A 20,886-nucleotide genomic window follows, 5' to 3' on the forward strand; every position below is an offset into this window, starting at 1 on the left:
GACACTTTCGCTTCGTTTTCTCCTTGTTTTGTCCTTCATCACTGTATTAATAACAACGGCTATATTGCAACGAAGTTTGACGTGTTCGTTTCATAATAAATATAAAAAGCTAAAGAAAAACGCGGAGCGTCTTTTCTTTAGCTTTCAAAGTATCACTGCTATACCAAAATTTTTATGTGCTTTCTTAATATGTTGAGATAAGAGTCATTCTCCAATCGAGAATGACCCTTTTTCCTTTACGCTCTCTTTATTGATGTAAACTCATGCCTTAATAATGAGTACATAAATAAATCATCAAATTGACCACAAACATATTCATAACTTCGTAACAAACCTTCTTGTTGAAAGCCTATTTTTTCGACTAGACGTTGTGAAGCTATATTTGCTGGTTCGATTAACGCTTCAACTCGCTGTAATTCCCACTCGGTAAATCCGTATAAAAGAATCGGTTTCAACGCTTCTGCTGCAATTCCTTTTTGCCATTTTTCTTTCGTTAATTCAAATCCGATTTCAGTCCGAAAATGGCGGTTAACTTTATTATGAAAACCACAACTTCCAATAACTTTGCCTTCATCTTTCAGTGTAATCCCCCAACGAATTCCTTTGTTCTCTTTCCATAACGAATCGTACCAATCAATCTCATCATACACTTCCTCTATCGATCGAAATGGTGCTAAGCCATAATACTGCATCACTTCAGCATCCGATAAATAGGTAAACATACTCGTCGCATCTTCTTTAGTAATTTTTCTTAAATGCAATCGTTCTGTTTCAAGTGAGGGAAAATCGTTGGATTCCATAACATTGCTCCTCTCCTCCATTATTCAACTTGGTTTCGTAACACGCCTAATTCTTTTACTGATATTTCAATAACATCCCCAGATTGTAAAAACTTCGGTGGAGAAAACCCATTACCTACTCCCGCTGGTGTTCCTGTTGCAATAATATCACCTGGTTCAAGTGTGATTCCTTGAGAAATCGTTTCGATAATCGTTGGGATGTCAAATATAAATTGCTCTGTTGAAGCTGACTGCCTCACTTCGCCGTTCACTTTCGTTTCAAGATGGAAATGAACTCCTTTTTCCACTTGACATGTATGCGTAATCCAAGGTCCCATTGGACATGTCGTGTCTAAGCTTTTTCCTAGTAAATATTGTTTATGTTTTCGTTGTAAATCACGAGCCGTTACATCGTTAAGTAATGTATAGCCAAAAATATAATCATATGCCTCTTCTTTTCCGATCCCTCTGCCTTTTTTCCCGATCACAATAGCAATTTCACCTTCGTAATCTAGTTCTGATGTTACGGTTTGATGATGATAGATCTTTGCGTCTGGACCTATAACCGTTGTTGGTGCCTTAGAGAACACAATTGGATCTTTAGGGATATCGGCTTCACTTCCCATTTCAATCGCATGAGCGGCATAATTTTTCCCGATACAAAATATATTTTTTCGAGGTCTAGGAATTGGCGCAATAACCGTAATATTCGGATCATCCCATTCATACACAACCTCTTTCCCTTTTGTGTTTGTTACCCAAGTTAACACCTTTTCTACTCTATCAACAAAAGAATTGTCTTGTATACAATCAACCAATGTATTTGGAAAACGATGAGATAGTCCCATTGCAGAAGCTGCTTGTTGAATATCAATGATTTGTTTATTTTCATAAACCCCAACGGTTTCCACATCATCTTTAATAAAGGTTACAAATCTCATTTTCATCACTCCTTGTTTGCTATTTGTACATTGTTTCTTCCCATTGCTTTTGCTTCATATAAAGCTTGGTCAGCTAATCGGAATAGTTTAGCTTCATCCAAGGAAGGCTCATACATTGCTACTCCTAGTGAAAGTGTGACTGTAAATATTGTACCATCAGCACAAAACTCATAGTGTTCTACTTTTTCACGTACTTTCTCAGCAATCATTAGCGCTTCTTCTTGAGAACTAGTAGAGACTAGTAGACCAAACTCTTCACCACCGATTCTAGCAACAACATCTGTTTTTGACATACTTTCTTTTATCATTTTTCCTACTTCTTCTAAAACAATATCTCCAACAGAATGACCGTATGTATCATTAACTTTTTTAAAATAATCAATGTCCGCAATAATAAACGAAACAGAGGAAGACTCATTTGCTTCTACCTTCTCCAATACTTTCTTCATTTCTTGAAAAAAACCTCTTCGATTTAACAAACCTGTTACATGGTCTTCTACTGATAATCTTATCATTTTACGATAAACATCATTAGCCTCACGAACATAATTCACACAAATTTTTACAAAAATAGAAGAGAGTAAAAAAATAACATTGAAGATTAAAAGGATATTCATATCTTTTAATAAAAAATACAATGTTCCATTTCCAACAAGTAATGCAAAGGCTGTCATAGCAGTCCAAGAAAATTTTTGCATCTGATAGCGCTGACCGATTATTCCTGTTCCAAAGGCAAGAATTATAATGGTTACAACAGCTGTTATTGAGGATACTGTAACGCCATGAACAAGTAATCGTCCTATCGCTATAATCGTGCCCGCTAGTAATGCTGGAAGTAACCCTGTTGTGTATGCAGCAATCATAACAGCAATATATCTCATATCAATAATTGTCTCTTGTATTTGAAACCCATAAAAGATTAATAAAAATCCTAAAAAACCAGAGCACATTCCGATAACTAGTTTCATTTTCATAGGAGAACGAACGGAAATCCGCTTTGCCCGATATATATAACCAATGACAAATACAAATGAAGCAATAATTGCTGCATTTGTCACCATTTCTTTCATGATAACAATCATAACGACTCTCCTGCTTTCCAGTTTACATGCCTTTTGGTACACGTGTTCGGTTAATAAATTCAATATAATGAAAAAATAGCTAATAAATGACTAGCATAATCATAAAAATGATATGAAAAATTGATTATATAGAACAAGTATTGATAGTTAATTTGAATGAATATTCAAAATATTGTTGTTTGGTTTTATAGCCCATGGTACAATCATGTTGACATATATTCCATAATTATCCTTACCATATCATCCCACTACTCGTCCTAGCAGTTGTCTTCACTGTCTTAGGATTTTTTTGTTTTCGAAAGGGGGTGAGCATTGTGTTTCAGTGGCTAGAGCAAACATTGAAAGTCCTTGTCCTTTTGTCGTCGCTCTTTTCCACTTTTACACTCGGATTAATTAACAGTCGAAAACTTAAGAACAAAACAAAAAGAAAGGACGATTCCTCTAAAGAAATCGCCTAAAGGATTTTAATTGCTTACAGATTCATTATAATATAAATAAAAATAAAAAAGACTAATTTTTTTTAAAACACAAAAAATTTCATAAAAGGATAGGAATATATGTCACTTTTTTGACAGAAAGGATGAATATGATGAGCGCATTTCACCTTATTCCTTATACGATAAAAACGGTTGTCCATGAAACAAAACGAATTCCCCCTGGCATTGAATTAATTGAAGCCCCTTCCATGTGGGAGCAAGGGTATTACGGAAAAGATGTTGTTGTTGCTGTTCTTGATACAGGGTGTCATACGAGTCATCCGGAATTGAAACATCGAATCATAGATGGCTATAACTTCACTTCAGATGACAATTTCGCCTCTGATATTTATGAAGATTACAATGGCCATGGCACCCATGTATGTGGGACAATATGTGCAGAAAAAAACAATGCCGGTATTATCGGAGTTGCCCCATTTACCAAAGTGTTAGTTGTGAAAGTGTTAGCCAAACAAGGGTATGCTGAATCACAATGGATAACAGATGGGATACATTTTGCGAAAAATTGGGTCGGGCCAAATGGAGAACGCGTCCGAATCATCAATATGTCTCTTGGTGGCAAAATTCCTGATTTACAAATGCACGAAGCGATTAAAGAAGCAATTGCTTCTAACATACTTGTTGTTTGTGCAAGTGGAAATGATGGAGACGGTGACGATCGAACAAATGAGTATGCTTATCCTGGAGCTTTTCCAGAAGTTGTTCAAGTTGGTTCTGTCTCGTTACAAGAAGAAATGTCGCGCTTTAGTAATTCAAATTGTGAACTTGACCTTGTTGCACCTGGCGAAGACATCCTTTCCACTTATTTAAACAATGAATTTGCAGTCCTCTCAGGGACATCAATGGCCACACCACATGTATCTGGTGCATGTGCTTTACTCATTGAGCAATTTGAACAAGAATTTGAGCGAACCATTACTGAGCCCGAGCTTTATGCACAACTTATAAAGCGAACAGTATCATTACAGTATAGACGAACATTACAAGGGAATGGCATTTTAAAGCTTTCTACTAGTTTAGGTCATCAAATACAGGATGAAGCAGAAAAGCTTTCAATATAATAATAGGGGTGTTCATAAAGATTATTCTTTTGGACACCCTTTTTGCATAGATAATTCTCATTTTGGTCATATTGGATAATATGATTCTCTTAAAAGAGCGTTATTCTTTTTTTCTAGTGTGTGAATGGTAAAATAAGAATAAATACGTTCAACAAGGAGAGGTGACAGAATGAAAGTAGTAGCAATTATTGGAAGTACAAAGAAAAATTCAACGACAAGAAAAGCAGTTGAAAACATGACCAAAATAATAGAAGACGAAGGGATCGAAACGGAGATGATTCACTTTGCCGAAGTGTCTCTCCCCCTTTTTGATGCCAATCTTACAAAAGAAGAGCATCCCCCTATTGTCCATTCCTTTACTAAAAAAATAGCTGAAGCTGATGGCGTTATATTAGCTTCTCCTGAATATCATGGAAGTGTTTCTGGCGTTTTGAAAAATGCCCTTGATTATTTAGGCGCTAGAGAAATGAAAGGGAAACTCGTTACAATTTTGACGACTGCGGGAAGTGAGCTAGGTGCGACAAATACGATTAACACCCTTCATCAAATTTGTCGAAACTTACACGCTTGGGCACTTCCGCAAAGTCCAACCATTCCAGCAGCCTATGATGCTTTTGCTCCAGATGGAACTCTTCAAGATAAAAAATTAGAAGAACGCCTCAAAACGGTAGCGTCCACATTTATAACTGAACTGAAAAATAAATCAAAGCATCATTGATTTTTTTAAAGGTAGAGTGGAAAAATTACCTAATGTTCTTTAGAGCAAAAGATATGGTATGATACTAGAAGTAATTTTTCCTTTTTAGAATTGAGGTATGTCCGATGAACATTGTTGTTACAACGTTAAATGCAAAATATATCCATACATGCTTGGCACTCCGTTATTTAAAAGCCTATGCAGAACCAGACTTTTCTGTAGATATCGTCGAATATACAATTAACGATCCTGTCATGAACATCGTTTCAGATTTATTTAACAGAAACCCTGATGTTATCGGGTTTAGTTGTTATATATGGAATATTGAAGAGACCATTAAAGTGATCGAGATGATAAAAAAAGTAAAGCCTGAAATCACCATTGTTTTAGGTGGGCCAGAAGTAAGCTATGACACAAACTACTGGTTATCTCGACTAACAAATGTTGACTTTATTATTGTTGGTGAAGGGGAAGAAACATTTAAACATCTTCTAACAGAACTGCAAACAACAAAAAAATATCATATGGTGTTTGGTCTCGCTTATCGGAAAGAGGATGAGGTCATTATGAATCCTCCTCGTCCAAAATTAAATCTTGAAGAGTTGCCTTCACCATATCGTTTTGCAGAAGATCTCCCTGCCTTAGGCAAACGGGTCACTTATTTTGAAACGAGTCGTGGCTGTCCATTTAGCTGTCAATTTTGCTTATCTTCCATTGAAGTCGGGGTTCGCTATTTTGATATGGCAAAAGTAAAGTCAGACTTATTATTCTTAATTCACAATGGAGCTAAGCTTATTAAATTTGTCGACCGTACGTTTAATATTAAACGAGATTACGCAATGGAAATTTTCCAATTTTTAATCGACAATCATAATGGATGTGTGTTTCAATTTGAAATTACAGCTGACATTATGCGGCCTGAAGTGTTAGATTTTCTTAATGAGCACGCTCCAAAAGGGGTTTTCCGTTTTGAAATTGGGGTTCAGTCTACAAATGATGCAACAAATGAATTAGTGAAACGGAAACAAAATTTCGAAAAACTAAAACGAACAGTAACAATGGTGAAAGAAGGCGGAAAAATAGACCAGCATCTTGACTTAATTGCGGGACTACCTGAGGAAGACTATGATTCATTCCGCAATACATTCAACGATGTGTTCGCTCTTCGTCCAGAAGAACTGCAATTAGGGTTTCTAAAAATGTTACGTGGTACTGGATTACGCCTTCGTGCCGATGACCACCGCTATATTTATATGGACCATTCCCCATATGAAATCCTAGGAAATAATATCCTTCCTTTTAGTGATATCGTACGAATTAAACGAGTGGAAGATGTATTAGAAAAATATTGGAATGCTCATCGTATGGACCATACGATTGAATATCTAGTCACAACCGTATTTGAGTCGCCATTTGACTTTTTTCAACAGTTTGGTGATTTTTGGGATGAAAAAGGCTGGGCAAAAATCGGACATCAGTTAGAAGACTTATTTACTCGGCTCCATCAATTTTTACAATCACGCAATATCGAGCAAATGAAAATCGTTGAAACATTAATGAAGTACGACTTTTTCATGAATCATAAACATAAGCCACGAAAAACGTGGTGGCCATTTTCGCTAGATAAACAACAACAATCATCTATTTTAAAACATCTTGCCGATCAGCCTACCGTTGTCTCCACAACATTTGCTAACTTACAGCTTTCGGAAAAAGAACTGCATAAACATACGATGATTGAAATTGTTCCATACAATGTTCCTAAGTTTGTAGAACAAGGTCAACTTGAAGAACAAAACACTTTGCTTATCTTTCATTTTGATCCGAAACAACAAAAGGTTCAGTCCTTTTCATGTAAACAAAACGCGTTACTTATTTCGTAGCGTAAGCGCATAATACAGGTGAGACTTTTTGTGCCTTGCACAAGAAATCTCACCTTTTTTATAGATTAAAACGGGACATCGTTCATCTTTATTGCCGTCTTTGTTCCTCGTTCCCAGTCTGTTCTTATGATAGCATACACGAGTGAATCCTCAACGGACCCGTCAGCATTTTCCCAAGCCTTTCGTAAGTACCCTTCTTTTTGAAAATTACATTTTGAAAATACTTTTCTCATCGCATAATTATCATGACGAGTATAAGCCTCAATCCTAATTTTTTCGTTTGAATGTGTAAATACATGGTTGACAGCCCACTTAACGGCCTGTTCTCCATATCCTTTTCCCCGTGCATCATTTGATAAACGAATATCAAATAGCAATGGAATTGTATCGGAAATGTCACTTATTATGAGTAACCCGATATTCTTTCTGTTTTCCTTAATCCAATATGTTTCCTTCTCTTCTTCATACCATCCACAATGATAGCGATTAATGATTTCTGTTTTAGACACTGTAGGAGAAGCGTGAAATGTCCAACTGTTCGTCACGTAAAAATTAACGAGTTCATCTAGCTCTTTGTTTAGTTTTTTAAATGTTAGCACGATTAGTAACCTCCCCCCTTTTCCGTGATGCTATGATAAGAAAATCACTCTGGAACAGGAAGGAATTTTGTATAATAGGCTGCAATCACGAACAGAACTACATTCATTCCCCAATGAACGAAGCCAGAAAATAAAATGAAATCGAACGTGTAAGCCATTATAGTTAGTAGTGGTATTAGAAAAAAACATACTGGTGTTATCCAGCTTTTTACTCCACCTTTATTAGTTAGTTTTTTTCTTTTTTTAACGATGATGACAAACGCCGTAAGTATACAAATCAACGACACGATCAACATGAATAATTCCACCTTATTTTACCTCCTTAACAAAAGTAAACCGAATAAAGTTTTCACGTTTGTATGTTAACATATATATCCAATTGAGTGTGGTATATCGTCTATTTTTTACATTTCAAATCAGCATATTTGCAACGCTCTCATCCACAACGTATGATGATATCGTACACTTTAAGGAAAAGAGGGGATTTCTTTTGAATGAAACGATTCAAACATTAGTAAACCATCGCTCCATCCGTCGGTATGAAAATAAACCGGTCAAAAAAGAAGATTTACATATGATAGTCGAAGCAGCTCAAGCTGCCCCATCTTGGATTCACGGTCAACAAGTTTCCATTATTGCCATTGAAGATGAGACTCGGAAAGAAAAACTTGCCGAACTAGTCGGCAATCAAATAGCTGTTAAAGAAGCGCCTGTCTTTTTTGTTTTTTGTGCTGACTTTTATCGAGCAAAGCTTGCAAGTGAAAAACAACAAGTACCGTTGGCCGTCACAGACGATGTCGATTCATTACTTGTCGGTGCTACTGACGTCGGTCTTGCAATGGGGAATGCGATTGCTGCAGCGGAATCACTCGGGCTAGGCATTGTTCCAATCGGAGGAATCCGTAAAAATCCCCTTGAAGTTATTGAACTTCTCGATCTTCCTGAATACGTCATTCCGATTTCTGGTCTATGTATCGGTTATGCAAATGAAAATCCTGAACAAAAGCCGAGGTTACCAAAGGAAATTGTCTATCAAGAAGAAAAATACAATGCGGCTTTACAAAAAGAAAAATTAGATACATATGACCAAATGATGTCAGACTATACTTCCGCCCGGACAGATGGTGAAAATAACAGCAATTGGTCTGAACGTATAGCCGCTTTTTATAGGAAACCATATTATGGACAAATTGGGGATATGTTACTAAAACAAAAATTCACTTGTAACAATATGAATCGATCATAATAAGAAAAACTGAGTGAGGAAAACCACCTCACTCAGTCCTTTTTTGTTTTCTACAAATCTGAAAGCCTGTACTCTACTCCATGTACCCCTTTATAATACTCAGGATACAATTCTCCTCCACAAGTTTCACAGGAAAGCATTGGTGGTGTCAGCGGGTCACCACCGTTCATTAAACCAACATCTCTTACCACATCAAAACATCTCTTTTCCCTTTCATGACACATAAACAAACATAGCCGATAGAACCTTCTTATTGGACACTTCTCACCGATTTCACTCTTGTTTTGTCCTATAGAACCCTATAACACACAATTCAAATGCCCTCCGTTAAAGAAAAACGCGTGAACTTCTTTTCGTCTCAAGCGAAGTGCGGAGCCTTTGTTCATCTAGAATAGGCTTTCAAAGCTTCAGTGCTATACCAAAATTTTTCTAGTTTCTTATATAATGAATAGAAGCCTAATGGAACTCCATTAGGCTTCTCACTTAACGTTACGGACATAGATTCCGCTATTTCATAAAAAAACATCTCTTTTTTTATGTTAACGGACATCTGTTCCGCTAGTTTAGTCAAATCTATAGCAAAATCACTTGATTTCTCACGTTTAACGGAACCAATGTCCAATAGCTTCTCAGAAACTGTACTTTTCGTTAAAATACCGGAACAGATGTCCATTAGATGACAACGAACAACGCACCTATCCCTACCCTCTTATCTTTTATATAACCGATACGCGTTTTCTAATGTTTGTTTCTCCACTTCTGCTTTGCTAAGCCCTTTAATCCGTGCTAAAGTTTTGACAATTTCCTTTACAAGCAATGGTGTCGTTTGTTTCCCTTTAAAAGGTCCATCAAAAGGCCATGGTCCATCTGTTTCAACGAGTAACTGTGTTAGTGGGACTTCCTTTACTAGCTGTTGATCCCGTGTTCGATAACAAACTTCTGGGGTAACAGAAATGAAGCACCCGCTCTTGATTACCTTCTGCCTGATTTCAAAGGGTGCTTTTAGCCAATGAAAATGTGCTCGCTGATTCGGAAACTTCCCTACTAACTCAAGTGCTTTTTCGGTTGAATCATGAACAGCATGAATGTTTAACGGAAGACCTACTTCATTTGCAAGTTCAACCCACTCGATAAAATGCTCTTCTACTAATTCGAGTTGAGAAGCTGATAGTTTTTCTTTTGTATAATGGGGCAGACCCACCTCACCAACCGCTGCAATCTGTTGATGCTCCTTTTTAATAAGAGAAATTAACTCTCGTTTTTCTTGTTCGCCAATTGGGGATTGTTCTGGGTGATATCCTAAAGCCGGAAAAACGAATTCTGGAAAACGATGATGCAATTCTAATGTTCGATAGGAAGAAGATAGATTCGTTGACACCGCCATTACGTGTTGAATTCCTTGTTCTTGCCAATGAGCGATTAGAGTGGATAGCTTTGACCAATCATATTGGTCAAGATGTATATGAGTATCAAACACCAAATTCCTCCTTACAAGAATAACTCCTTAATCGGTTTTGGATTAGGTTTTCCAATGTAGAAGCCTTGCGCTAAAGAAATGCCGACATCTTTGCAATATTCTAGCTCTTCTTTTCTCTCAATGCCTTCTGCAAGAAGCGTAATATCGTATGCTGAGGCAATTTCAATGATTTGCTTTATTTTCCCTTGTTTATTCTTATCTTCATCACAGTGGTCTATTAAATGACGATCAATCTTCGCAAAATCTGGTTTTAACTCTTGTAACACTTCTACCGTTGCATAACCAGAGCCTAAGTCATCTAATGCAACATGGATACCGTGCGCTTGGTACACTTGAAAAATAGTCTTTAAATGAGCAATATTTTCTATTTTCTCAGTTTCGACCACTTCAAAAACTAAATCACTCGGATCTACATGAAACTGCTCTACCGCTTTAAATGTACTTTTCAAACAATGATTCGGGTCGTAAATCGACGACGGTAAAAAATTAATAAATCGTTTTTGACCGGTTTCTAGCAAAGACGAACTAATTTCAATCGAAGAAATACGTGCTTGGCTATCTAGCATTGATTGTAATCCTGCTTGCTGAGAAAAGGAAAATAGTTTTCCAGGTTGAAAAGGAAAGTCGTCATTTGTTTGTCGAAGTAAAAACTCATATCCATAAATTTCGTCATTTTCTAGTGAAATAATCGGCTGCAAATGTTGAGTAAACAAACGATGATTAATAACCGTTACAAAATCAATATGGTTAATTCGAGTAAGCAATTCAGAGAAAGAAACCATCTTTGAAAAACGACGGTTTGTTTTATTTGACCAGGTTCCGTATATTTTAGATTGCTCTTGCATTGGCAACAGCTCATGCATTTGTGTAAGGAATGTCAGCACATCCTCGATTGATTGATAATCGATACAAAATATGGAGTTATCCACCGAAAATTCTCGATTCATTATTTTCAATTGATTTTCTATCGCAATCGATTCTTCTCCTTTATAGTAAAGGAATAATCTCCCTTTTTCCTCTATGTCTGGTAACTGTGTACAATAATCGCAACTAGTCATTTGCTCCCCCTCTTTTAGAACCATACCACTTATTATACGTTGAAAAACACACTAATTAAAGCAAGATAAAGAGGAAAATAATACTATTCACTCTTCTAGCTAGCTACATAGAAACTGGTTGATTTCTTTTCGCTTTCGAAAAACCATTGTTTGTTTAGAACTCGAGTATAGAGCAATCACATCTAATGCTTTTTTTCTTCTTTCCTTCGGGTAATGCCATACAAATTTTAAGAACTCAAAATCTAGTTTTTCTGGACACCCTTCAGACATATCAGGTCTCGTTTTATTTTTGTACGTTACATACCGCTTTATTACACGATACATGCAAAGATATCTTGGCATATCAAGGAAAATAATTGTATCAGCTTCTTCAAAACGACGGTGCCATGTTCGACTGTAGTTTCCTTCTATGACCCAGCGCTCACGTTGCAAATAAGGCTCTTGCTTCACCTGAAGCTCTTCCATCGATGATTCGACCCAACCCGGTTTCCAAAATAACGTATCTAAATGGATTACATCTGCATTGAGCCGCTTTGCTAGTTTTCTAGCAAAAGTGGATTTTCCTGATCCAGCAGAACCAATAACTGCTACTTTTTTCAAATGAATCCCCTCCTTATTTAACTAATCTGCAATAAAAAGGATGTCTGAAAAGATCGTCCTCTTCAAACACCCTATATTGCCTATTGGTTATATTCATCAAGTAATGTTGTAGCAACGACAGTTGGAGTTGTTTCTCCATTTTTCATTTGCTCTTTTAATTGTGGCCATAATGTTTTTACTTGCGGATGTTGATAAAATCGCTGAATGAGTTGTTCCTCAATTAAAGCCTTCACCCAATCTTCTGACTGATTTGTTCTCCTCGTTTGAAAAAAGCCTTTTTCTTCACCTTTTTCCTTAAACTCTAAAATCAACTCCCACAACTCCGGAACACCTTCATGAGTTAAAGCCGAAACAGTATAAGCTTTCGTTTCCCAACCTTCTGTCACTTGTGGAAGAAAATGTAGAAGTCGATTAAACTCTGTTTTTACCATTTGAGCAGCTTGTTTATTTGCACCATCTGCTTTATTAATGACAATCGCATCTGCGAGTTCAAGAATGCCTTTTTTCATACCTTGGAGCTCATCACCCGCTCCTGTTAATGTCATAACTAAAAAGAAATCAACCATGGAACGAACCGTTATCTCACTTTGCCCAACACCAACTGTTTCTACAATGATAACATCATATCCTGCCGCTTCACATATTAACATCGTCTCTCGACTTTTTCTGGCGACCCCACCAAGTGTTCCACTTGAGGGCGAGGGACGCACATAGCCATTTGGATGTCTAGAAAGCTGGTCCATTCTTGTTTTATCCCCTAAAATACTTCCACGTGTCAGCGTACTTGAAGGGTCTACTGCTAAGACCGCAACACGATGACCTCGTTCACATAACATCGTCCCAAACGATTCAATTAACGTACTTTTCCCTGCACCAGGAACACCTGTAAATCCAATCCGAATCGATTGACCTGTATGTGGAGAAAGCTTCGTTAACACTTGTTGCGCTATTTCAGTATGTTTTTGGGACTGACTTTCCACTAACGTAATTGCCTGTGCGACAATCGCTCGGTTTTGAGACAACACCCCGTCTACATAATCATCTACCGTTAATTGCTTTCGTCTTGGTTTGTTGTTTCTTGTCATGAACGATTGCCCCCTCCCCGTTTTGTTTATTCGTCTTCATATCCTAACCGATATTTTATTTCTTCGATTACTTTTTGCGCAGCAACAGGAATCACCGTTCCCGGACCGAAAATCGCAGCTGCGCCATGCTCAAGTAAGTAGTCATAATCTTGGGCCGGAATGACGCCACCAATGACGACCGCTATATCTTCACGTCCTAACTGTTTCAATTGCTCAACGACTTGAGGAAGTAATGTTTTGTGTCCGGCTGCCAATGAGCTTACACCGATGACATGAACATCGTTTTCCACAGCTTGTAGTGCGGCTTCCTCTGGTGTTTGAAACAACGGTCCGATATCGACATCGAAACCTAAATCAGCGAACGCTGTTGCAATCACTTTAGCTCCACGGTCATGACCGTCTTGCCCCATTTTCGCGACCATAATACGTGGGCGACGACCTTCAAGTTCCGCAAATTCATCAGCAAGCTGACGGACGACTTGAACTTGTTCTTGCTCACCAAACTCCGACCGATACACACCACTAATCGAACGAATGACTGCTTTATGTCGACCTGATACATGTTCTACCGCATCACTAATTTCGCCTAAGCTTGCCCTTGCTCTTGCAGCCTCTATCGCTAATGCTAATAAATTGCCTTTTCCGCTTTCAGCTGCGTTAGTTATAGCGTTAAGGGTTTCTTTTACTTTTTGCTCATCTCTATTTGTACGAAGCTTTTTTAAGCGCTCAATTTGGGCTTGACGAACCGCTGTATTATCAATATTTAAGATGTCAATTGGCTCTTCTTGCTCAAGCCGATATTTGTTCACACCAATAATCGTTTCTTTACCTGAATCGATATGAGCTTGTCGTCTAGCTGCCGCTTCTTCAATTCGCATTTTTGGCAATCCTGTTTCAATCGCTTTTGCCATCCCGCCTAATTGTTCAATTTCTTCAATATGAGCCCATGCTTTTTCCATCAGTTCGGCTGTTAATGATTCCACATAATAAGAACCACCCCACGGGTCAAGCACATTACATATACCTGTCTCATCTTGTAAATACAATTGTGTATTTCTGGCAATGCGAGCTGAAAAATCAGTAGGAAGTGCAATGGCTTCATCTAGGGCATTTGTATGCAATGATTGAGTATGACCTAAAGCCGCTGCCATCGCCTCAATACATGTTCGCGTTACATTATTAAAGGGATCTTGTTCAGTAAGACTCCAACCCGATGTTTGTGAATGTGTTCGTAATGCAAGCGATTTCTCATTTTTAGGGTTAAATTGCTTCATTAGTTTGGCCCAAATGATTCTTGCTGCTCTCATTTTAGCCACTTCCATATAATAATTCATTCCAATCGCCCAGAAAAAAGATAATCTAGGAGCAAACTTATCGATATCAATTCCTGCTTTCAAGCCTGTTTTCACATACTCTAAACCATCTGCTAATGTATAGCCTAACTCAATGTCTGCTGTCGCACCTGCTTCTTGCATATGGTAGCCGGAAATGCTAATACTATTGAACTTCGGCATATAAGTCGATGTGTACTCAAAAATATCAGCAATAATTCTCATCGATGTTTCTGGTGGATAAATATACGTATTTCGAACCATATATTCTTTTAATATATCATTCTGAATCGTTCCCGAAAGCTCTGATTGTTGGACACCTTGCTCTTCTGCCGCTACAATGTAAAAGGCCATAATTGGGAGAACCGCACCGTTCATTGTCATCGATACGGACATTTGGTTCAATGGAATGTCATCAAATAAAATTTTCATATCTAAAATGGAGTCAACTGCCACTCCTGCTTTCCCAACATCCCCAACAACACGAGGATGGTCAGAATCATATCCCCGATGTGTTGCGAGATCAAACGCAATCGACAACCCTTTTTGTCCTGCAGCTAAATTACGACGATAAAATGCATTACTTTCCTCTGCTGTTGAAAAGCCCGCATATTGACGAATCGTCCATGGTCTTGTTTTATACATAGCAGGATATGGTCCACGAAAGAAAGGGGCAATCCCTGCGACATAATTTAAATGTTTCATTGGAGCAATATCTGCTTTTGTATACACGTCCTTCACATCGATTTTCTCTGTTGTTGAGAACGTGACGTTAGTCGTTGATTCTGTATTTCGCTGTTTCGGTTGATTAATAAGCTCTTCATAACTTAACTCCGAAAAATTAGGCTTTGTCATGTTAGCGTCACTCCCTTCTTTTCTAGAAGGAAACAAAGTTCCTCATAACAATTCGTTCTTCGATGAATAAATCGGTCGACACCCGCTTCTTTAAATTGTTGTTGTTCTTCCTCTGTTGGTAAGCCAACAACATAAACAAGACAATCAGGTATTTGTTGCTTTACGTCACTTATAAAGTTTGGAATCTCTTGACGATATTCCTCATCTGCTCCACATAAAACGATAAGCTTTTCTTTCTTCGCTTTTGCCAAGACTGTTTCGGTTGACTCTTCATTTCGATAGAAGGAAATATCAAACCCTCCTACTTGAAAAAATTCTTGAGCAAAATCCATACGAGGTTTATGACTTGCAACCGAACCAAATAAAAGAAATGGTAATTCAATCGGGTCATTTCCAGACTGTTTACATCCCTCATAAGCTTCTCTAATCCGTTCAAAAGGAATTGCCGCTCGATTTGGCTTTATTCTAATGACTTGCTCTTGTTCTTTTGCAGTCCCTTTGTTACATGCCTTCGCTAAGTCAGAAAGTAATGCTCCAGCTTTGGCTGCTTCGATTAATTGCGTGACAACACTTGTTCCTGCTGATAGAGAGATGTTTTGTTCAGATAGATGATCACTCGCTTTTAAATGTTCAGATAAATACGCTTGTTTATCTGAATGTCTTGTCTCTGCTCTTTCTTCTTTATTACTATATCGATTTGTCCCAACAATGACATCTTTTCGCATCATCACGTTTTTTATTTTTTTCTGTTCTGTTTTGGAAATCATCTTTTGAACAAACTGTTGCTGAGTCGCGGAAAATATTCCACCTTTAGCTTCGATCTGTTGAAAAATAGCCCATGTTTGTTTTCCGACTTCATTTGTTAATGATTCGACATACCAAGAACCGCCAACAGGGTCTGACGTAATTCCGATATGAGATTCTTCCTGTAAAATAATCGATGTATTGCGAGCAATCCTTCTCGAAAACTCAGTTGAACTTCCCAATGCTTCATCAAACTGGCTAACATGAATACTATTTGCCCCACCAACGGCTGCTGCAAATGCTTCTGTAGTACCCCGTAACATATTGACATACGGGTCATATTTTGTTTTTGTCCAAGCTGATGTTCTTCCGTGGATCCACATTTTTTGTGCTTCATCATTCCCACCAAAAACGCGAACAATATTTGACCACAATAAACGGGCAGCCCGTAATTTTGCCATTTCCATAAAATAATTAGAACCGACAGCAAATGAAAAACGAATCGACGAAGCAATTTGCTGAACATCATGACCGCGTTCGCTCAATTCGGCAAGATAAAAAGCTCCCGTCGCCAATGTACAAGCTAACTCCTCCACTGCACTTGCTCCGCCATTATGATACACTTCGCCGCGAACGAGTATCGTTTGTAAAGATGGTGTATGTTCTTTTGACCAAGTTAAAACATCAGACATTTGCTTTAAACATTGCTGCATCGTATACGGAATTTCTCCTTGTTCAAGCAATTCCCCGACCGGGTCAGCGCCAATACAGCCTGTTAGTTTATGAAGAGGTGTACCCGATTTCGTTATTGCACTTCCGATTATACTTAACAAAGGTAACACTGTTGCCCCACAATAAACGAATAATGGGACTTCTTCCATTGCAATGCCTTGGAGTGCTGCTTCCATATGTTCACTCGAAAAGACAGACAATCCCGCGTCTCCTGCGTGGTTTGATCCTCGCCCGTTTTCTCCTCTTCTTGTTGGAACGTCCACAACCATGTTTAATTCGGTTTGCCCCGTTGAAAGAGCATGCTTAGCCACTTCATTCCATTTCCTTGGTGATGCCATATCAATTTCTTGACTAATTTCCCATGCCCGCTTCACTTTTGTCTTTTTCTCATTTCCTCGAACAAAAGGGCGTTCACCAGGCCAATTTTCTATATATTCAAGGGTTTCAAGCGCATCTTTTTGATACATCGGTGAAAGTGTAATTCCTTCATATGTGTCAGTTAAGAGCTTTTCAAACGCTGCTCCTTTTAATGACTGCTCCGCTACTGTTTTCCACTGCTCATATGTTGGTATGGGAAACTCTGCAAATGACTCCCAACGGTTCGATTGTTTTCTCTCTTCCATCGTATACCTTCCTTTCCCTCATTCATTTTTTACAGTGGAATATTGCCATGTTTCTTTTTCGGGTTTGTTTTCTTTTTATTTCTTAACATCTCTAATGCGCTAGCTAGTCGTTTTCTCGTATCTCTTGGATCAATGACATCATCAACAATTCCATTCGCAGAAGCAACATAAGGGTTTGCATATCGTTCTCGATACTCTTTAATTTTGGCCGCTCTTGTTTCTTCTGGATTTTCACTTTCTCGTATTTCTTTTGCGAAAATAATATTGGCAGCTCCTTCAGGTCCCATCACTGCAATTTCTGCATTTGGCCATGCAAACACTAAATCAGCACCTATCGCTTTACTATTTAATGCGACATAAGCCCCACCAAATGCTTTCCGTAAAATAACAGTAATTTTCGGTACAGTCGCTTCTGAATACGCATAAAGAATTTTTGCACCATGTCTTATAATGCCACCATGCTCTTGCTGAACTCCCGGAATAAACCCACTTACATCTTCAAATGTAATTAAAGGGATATTAAAGCAATCACAGAAACGAATAAAACGCGCACATTTATCAGATGAATTGATATCAAGTCCACCTGCCATCATCTTTGGATTATTCGCGATAATTCCAACCGTATCTCCATTAATTCTCGCAAACCCAACAACAATATTTTTCGCAAAAGCGGCTTGAACTTCCATGAAATCGCCATCATCTACGATTTGCGTAATGACTTTTCTAACATCATATACTTTCGTACCGTCAACCGGGACAATATCAATTAATTCTTGAATTCTTTCATCAAGTGGCACTTCATTTTTCGGCTTTTGGACAGGAGGTTTTTCTTCATTATTCGATGGTAAATAGCGAATGAGTCGTCGGACTTCCTCTAACACTTCTTCTTCTGAACTAGCTGTAAAATGAGCATTTCCACTTACAGAAGAATGAACATTTGCTCCTCCTAAATCTTCACTATTAATTTTTGCACCTGTCACACTTTCGATAACTTTTGGACCTGTAATAAACATTTGGCTCGTTTTTTCAACCATAAACACAAAATCGGTAATTGCCGGAGAGTATACAGCTCCCCCTGCACAAGGGCCCATGATAACAGATATTTGCGGAACAACACCTGAATAAATTGAATTTCGGTAAAAAATATGGCCGTATCCATCTAACGATAATACGCCTTCTTGAATACGTGCACCACCTGAATCATTCAAACCAATAATAGGTGCCCCATTTTCAGCTGCCAAGTCCATTACTTTTGCAATTTTTAACGCGTGCATTTCTCCTAATGCACCACCGAATACCGTAAAGTCTTGTGCAAATACAAAGACGAGCTTGCCTTCCACTTTCCCGTACCCTGTGACAACTCCTTCTCCAGGTGCTTCCCCAATTCCAAAGTCTAATCCTCGATTTTCAATAAATGGATTTAACTCCACAAACGAACCTTCATCTAATAGGAAGTCGATCCGCTCTCTTGCTGTTTGTTTTCCTTTAGCATGTTGTGCCTCAATTCTAGCATCTCCACCGCCAAGCTTTACTTTATCCCTTCTATCTTCCATTTCCTCAATTTTGTCAAACATATCCATTCAAGTCACCTCATCCATTTACTTCGTTTTCAAAAAGAAACGTTCATTCTCTTCTTTGTCTATTCCTTGTTTTGTTAAAACAGCATGCATGACAATATCTGCGTACATCATTGAAATTTCCTCAATCGAATATTTCCCACTTGCTTTATACCATTTGTATGTCCAATTAATCATTCCAAAAATCGCCATAGACATAATTTCTACAGGCACTTCTTTTCGAAAAACACCTGATTCAATTCCTTCCTTCACAATCGTCATCATCATATTTTTATATTTATCTCTTTTTTCCTTAATAACTTTTTCGTATTCAGCTGATAAATACAAACTTTCTTGATAAAAAACAGTGACATGGGATCGATACATATCAAACATCATGACAAATGATTTTATTGTTTCATATAATCGCTCCTCTGGACTGTCATACTTCTCGTAAGCCTCTGTTGCTTTATCAAGAACATACGTGATAAAGGAATCATGGATCGTATAAAGTAACTCATCCTTTGACTTGAAATTGTGATAAAACCCTCCTTTAGATGTCTCACTTTTTTGAACGATCGTATCAACTGTTACTGCATGATAACCACATTCTTCAAAAAGCGAAAGGGCTGCCTCAATAATTCGTTCTTTTGTTGGTTTTTCTTTCATTCCATCACCTACTATTCTCGGCTTCATCTGTGACCGACTAGTCAGTCTGTATATACTCATTTTATGTAAGCGCTTTATACATTGTCAAGGAAAAACAACCGCTTCTTCACTAGAAATCGGTTGTTTTTTTAATTTTAACTATTCATATTTTCAATGACGAGCGCGATTCCTTGGCCGCCCCCAATGCATAAGCTGGCAACTCCGTATTTCAAACCTCTTGCTTTCAATTCATAAGCTAAGGAAAGAACGATTCTCGTCCCACTTGCTCCAACCGGATGTCCGAGTGCAATCGCCCCCCCATTCACATTTGTTTTCTCTCGGTTAAGCTGGAGTTCCTTTTCTACAGCGATATATTGAGCAGCAAATGCTTCATTAACCTCAAAAAGATCAATATCTCCTACTGTCAAGTTCGCTCGTTTCAATGCTTGTTGTATCGCTGGCACAGGCCCAATTCCCATCTTTTTCGGATCAACGCCTGCCACAGCCCATGACGTAATTTTCGCTAATGGCTTGTTTGTTGCTAATAAACGGTTTTCATGAACAACAATAACAGACGCTGCCCCGTCATTAATCCCACTTGCATTACCTGATGTTACGGTACCTTCTTTTTTAAAAGCCGGTGAAAATGTTGCTAATTTTTCTTTAGTTATCGTCTGTTTAATATGTTCGTCTTGATCTATTACGGAACCTTCGACTTCAACACCAATAATTTCTTTTGCAAACCGCTGACTTTCCACCGCTTTCTTTGCACGCTCCTGACTTAACAATGCAAAATCATCTTGTTCTTCTCTCGTTATCTCATACTGTGCCGCTAAGTTTTCCGCTGTAATCCCCATCCCACAACCTGCAAGTTCATCTGTTAATGTACTCGTTAACATATCTGCAAACTGAAGACTACCATACTTTACACCACCAAAGCGGCTAGTGAACGAAACATGCGGTGATAATGACATATTTTCAGCACCACCCGCTAATGCCACCTCAGACTCTCCTAACGCAATGCTTTGGGCTGCACTTACGATCGCTTGCATACCTGAACCACATAGACGGTTTACCGTTAACGCAGGCGTTTCGATTGGTACTTCGGCCGTTAGAGCAATATGCCTTGCCAAATACGCAGCATTCGTATGACTATGAATGACATTCCCATACACAACATTATCAATCTCTTTAGGAGCATATCCTGACCTTTTAAGTGCCTCTTTTGCAGTAATTGTTCCTAGCTCTGTTGCTGTTTTTGTACGAAGCGACTTTCCAAACGACCCAAAGGCTGTTCTAGCACCTTCAACAATATAAATATTTTCCATCATATCCCCCTATAGAGAAATTCTAGTCTTTTATTTTTCCTTTTTCTGTTTACCTTTTTTTAAT

Annotated in this window: 19 protein-coding genes; 4 read left to right on the top strand and 15 right to left on the bottom strand. The window is 38.1% G+C overall.

Annotated features, from left to right (window positions below; all coding sequences use genetic code 11):
• Positions 1-236 precede the first annotated feature (236 nt).
• The 3 genes from T323_RS0123495 to T323_RS0123505 are packed head-to-tail and all read right to left on the bottom strand — an operon-like array spanning position 237 to position 2,802.
• Positions 237-800 carry a GNAT family N-acetyltransferase gene (locus T323_RS0123495; RefSeq protein ID WP_026675462.1) on the bottom strand — a complete coding sequence of 188 codons (564 nt, stop codon included), beginning with the start codon at positions 798-800 and terminating at the stop codon, positions 237-239.
• 20 nt (positions 801-820) lie between these two features.
• Positions 821-1,720 (bottom strand): fumarylacetoacetate hydrolase family protein, encoded by a 900-nt coding sequence (locus T323_RS0123500; protein ID WP_026675463.1) that lies wholly within the window; start codon positions 1,718-1,720, stop codon positions 821-823.
• 5 nt (positions 1,721-1,725) lie between these two features.
• Positions 1,726-2,802 (bottom strand): GGDEF domain-containing protein, encoded by a 1,077-nt coding sequence (locus T323_RS0123505; RefSeq protein ID WP_026675464.1) that lies wholly within the window; start codon positions 2,800-2,802, stop codon positions 1,726-1,728.
• Positions 2,803-3,382: 580 nt separating this feature from the next.
• Between T323_RS0123505 and T323_RS0123515 the strand changes: the two genes are divergently transcribed.
• The 3 genes from T323_RS0123515 (at position 3,383) to T323_RS0123525 (ending at position 6,940) form a co-directional block, all read left to right on the top strand.
• Positions 3,383-4,360, top strand: a complete 978-nt coding sequence (locus T323_RS0123515) for a S8 family peptidase (protein WP_035179832.1) — start codon at positions 3,383-3,385, stop codon at positions 4,358-4,360.
• Between the two features lie 169 nt (positions 4,361-4,529).
• Positions 4,530-5,078 (top strand): NADPH-dependent FMN reductase, encoded by a 549-nt coding sequence (locus T323_RS27580; RefSeq protein ID WP_051556701.1) that lies wholly within the window; start codon positions 4,530-4,532, stop codon positions 5,076-5,078.
• A 104-nt stretch (positions 5,079-5,182) separates the two neighbouring features.
• Positions 5,183-6,940, top strand: coding sequence for a B12-binding domain-containing radical SAM protein (locus T323_RS0123525; RefSeq protein ID WP_026675466.1), 1,758 nt, complete (start codon positions 5,183-5,185; stop codon positions 6,938-6,940).
• Between the two features lie 65 nt (positions 6,941-7,005).
• Here T323_RS0123525 and T323_RS0123530 read toward each other — a convergent pair whose 3' ends face one another.
• Together T323_RS0123530 and T323_RS0123535 are read right to left on the bottom strand one after the other, a co-directional pair.
• Entirely contained in the window at positions 7,006-7,539 is a 534-nt protein-coding gene (locus tag T323_RS0123530; protein ID WP_245613762.1) for a GNAT family N-acetyltransferase, read from the bottom strand.
• A gap of 44 nt (positions 7,540-7,583) precedes the next feature.
• Positions 7,584-7,847, bottom strand: coding sequence for a hypothetical protein (locus T323_RS0123535; RefSeq protein ID WP_026675468.1), 264 nt, complete (start codon positions 7,845-7,847; stop codon positions 7,584-7,586).
• Between the two features lie 182 nt (positions 7,848-8,029).
• Here T323_RS0123535 and nfsA point away from each other — a divergent pair, with 182 nt between their 5' ends.
• On the top strand, positions 8,030-8,785 hold the full coding sequence (gene nfsA, locus T323_RS0123540) for an oxygen-insensitive NADPH nitroreductase (RefSeq protein WP_026675469.1): 756 nt from the start codon (positions 8,030-8,032) through the stop codon (positions 8,783-8,785).
• Positions 8,786-8,835: 50 nt separating this feature from the next.
• On the opposite strand, the gene T323_RS29050 is transcribed toward nfsA, so the two are convergent.
• The 10 genes from T323_RS29050 to T323_RS0123595 all read right to left on the bottom strand — a co-directional run bounded on the left by T323_RS29050 (position 8,836) and on the right by T323_RS0123595 (position 20,822).
• On the bottom strand, positions 8,836-8,976 hold the full coding sequence (locus T323_RS29050) for a hypothetical protein (RefSeq protein ID WP_156942521.1): 141 nt from the start codon (positions 8,974-8,976) through the stop codon (positions 8,836-8,838).
• Between the two features lie 518 nt (positions 8,977-9,494).
• Positions 9,495-10,262: a TatD family hydrolase gene (locus T323_RS0123555; protein ID WP_026675471.1), complete on the bottom strand. Its 768-nt coding sequence runs from the start codon at positions 10,260-10,262 to the stop codon at positions 9,495-9,497.
• Between the two features lie 11 nt (positions 10,263-10,273).
• Positions 10,274-11,320, bottom strand: coding sequence for an EAL domain-containing protein (locus tag T323_RS27585; protein WP_035179805.1), 1,047 nt, complete (start codon positions 11,318-11,320; stop codon positions 10,274-10,276).
• A gap of 99 nt (positions 11,321-11,419) precedes the next feature.
• The gene (locus T323_RS0123565) at positions 11,420-11,920 is read right to left on the bottom strand and encodes a DNA topology modulation protein (RefSeq protein WP_026675472.1); all 501 of its coding nucleotides are present in this window, start codon (positions 11,918-11,920) and stop codon (positions 11,420-11,422) included.
• A gap of 80 nt (positions 11,921-12,000) precedes the next feature.
• A complete protein-coding gene (gene meaB / locus T323_RS27590; protein WP_035179807.1) occupies positions 12,001-13,005 on the bottom strand; it encodes a methylmalonyl Co-A mutase-associated GTPase MeaB in 1,005 nt (334 codons plus the stop codon).
• A 26-nt stretch (positions 13,006-13,031) separates the two neighbouring features.
• Positions 13,032-15,191, bottom strand: coding sequence for a methylmalonyl-CoA mutase (scpA, locus tag T323_RS0123575; protein WP_026675473.1), 2,160 nt, complete (start codon positions 15,189-15,191; stop codon positions 13,032-13,034).
• Entirely contained in the window at positions 15,188-17,290 is a 2,103-nt protein-coding gene (locus tag T323_RS0123580) for a methylmalonyl-CoA mutase family protein (RefSeq protein ID WP_026675474.1), read from the bottom strand. The genes scpA and T323_RS0123580 overlap by 4 nt, the downstream gene beginning before the upstream one ends.
• 29 nt (positions 17,291-17,319) lie before the next feature.
• Positions 17,320-18,870, bottom strand: a complete 1,551-nt coding sequence (locus T323_RS0123585) for an acyl-CoA carboxylase subunit beta (protein WP_026675475.1) — start codon at positions 18,868-18,870, stop codon at positions 17,320-17,322.
• A gap of 18 nt (positions 18,871-18,888) precedes the next feature.
• Entirely contained in the window at positions 18,889-19,515 is a 627-nt protein-coding gene (locus T323_RS0123590) for a TetR/AcrR family transcriptional regulator (RefSeq protein WP_026675476.1), read from the bottom strand.
• Between the two features lie 134 nt (positions 19,516-19,649).
• Positions 19,650-20,822, bottom strand: coding sequence for an acetyl-CoA C-acetyltransferase (locus T323_RS0123595; RefSeq protein WP_026675477.1), 1,173 nt, complete (start codon positions 20,820-20,822; stop codon positions 19,650-19,652).
• Positions 20,823-20,886 lie beyond the last annotated feature (64 nt).

This window comes from Alkalihalobacillus bogoriensis ATCC BAA-922 (assembly GCF_000621445.1).
GTDB classification, from domain to species: Bacteria; Bacillota; Bacilli; order Bacillales; family Bacillaceae_F; genus Bacillus_AO; species Bacillus_AO bogoriense.

Excerpts from the sequence above, each read along its gene's own strand:
- T323_RS0123505 (WP_026675464.1), bottom strand. The coding sequence starts at position 2,802 with ATGATTGTTATCATGAAAGAAATGGTGACAAATGCAGCAATTATTGCT.
- T323_RS0123595 (WP_026675477.1), bottom strand. The coding sequence starts at position 20,822 with ATGGAAAATATTTATATTGTTGAAGGTGCTAGAACAGCCTTTGGGTCG.
- T323_RS0123495 (WP_026675462.1), bottom strand. The coding sequence starts at position 800 with ATGGAATCCAACGATTTTCCCTCACTTGAAACAGAACGATTGCATTTA.
- scpA (WP_026675473.1), bottom strand. The coding sequence starts at position 15,191 with ATGACAAAGCCTAATTTTTCGGAGTTAAGTTATGAAGAGCTTATTAAT.
- T323_RS27585 (WP_035179805.1), bottom strand. The coding sequence starts at position 11,320 with ATGACTAGTTGCGATTATTGTACACAGTTACCAGACATAGAGGAAAAA.
- T323_RS0123500 (WP_026675463.1), bottom strand. The coding sequence starts at position 1,720 with ATGAGATTTGTAACCTTTATTAAAGATGATGTGGAAACCGTTGGGGTT.
- meaB (WP_035179807.1), bottom strand. The coding sequence starts at position 13,005 with ATGACAAGAAACAACAAACCAAGACGAAAGCAATTAACGGTAGATGAT.
- T323_RS0123585 (WP_026675475.1), bottom strand. The coding sequence starts at position 18,870 with ATGGATATGTTTGACAAAATTGAGGAAATGGAAGATAGAAGGGATAAA.
- T323_RS0123515 (WP_035179832.1), top strand. The coding sequence starts at position 3,383 with ATGAATATGATGAGCGCATTTCACCTTATTCCTTATACGATAAAAACG.
- T323_RS0123580 (WP_026675474.1), bottom strand. The coding sequence starts at position 17,290 with ATGGAAGAGAGAAAACAATCGAACCGTTGGGAGTCATTTGCAGAGTTT.
- T323_RS27580 (WP_051556701.1), top strand. The coding sequence starts at position 4,530 with ATGAAAGTAGTAGCAATTATTGGAAGTACAAAGAAAAATTCAACGACA.
- T323_RS0123525 (WP_026675466.1), top strand. The coding sequence starts at position 5,183 with ATGAACATTGTTGTTACAACGTTAAATGCAAAATATATCCATACATGC.
- T323_RS0123590 (WP_026675476.1), bottom strand. The coding sequence starts at position 19,515 with ATGAAAGAAAAACCAACAAAAGAACGAATTATTGAGGCAGCCCTTTCG.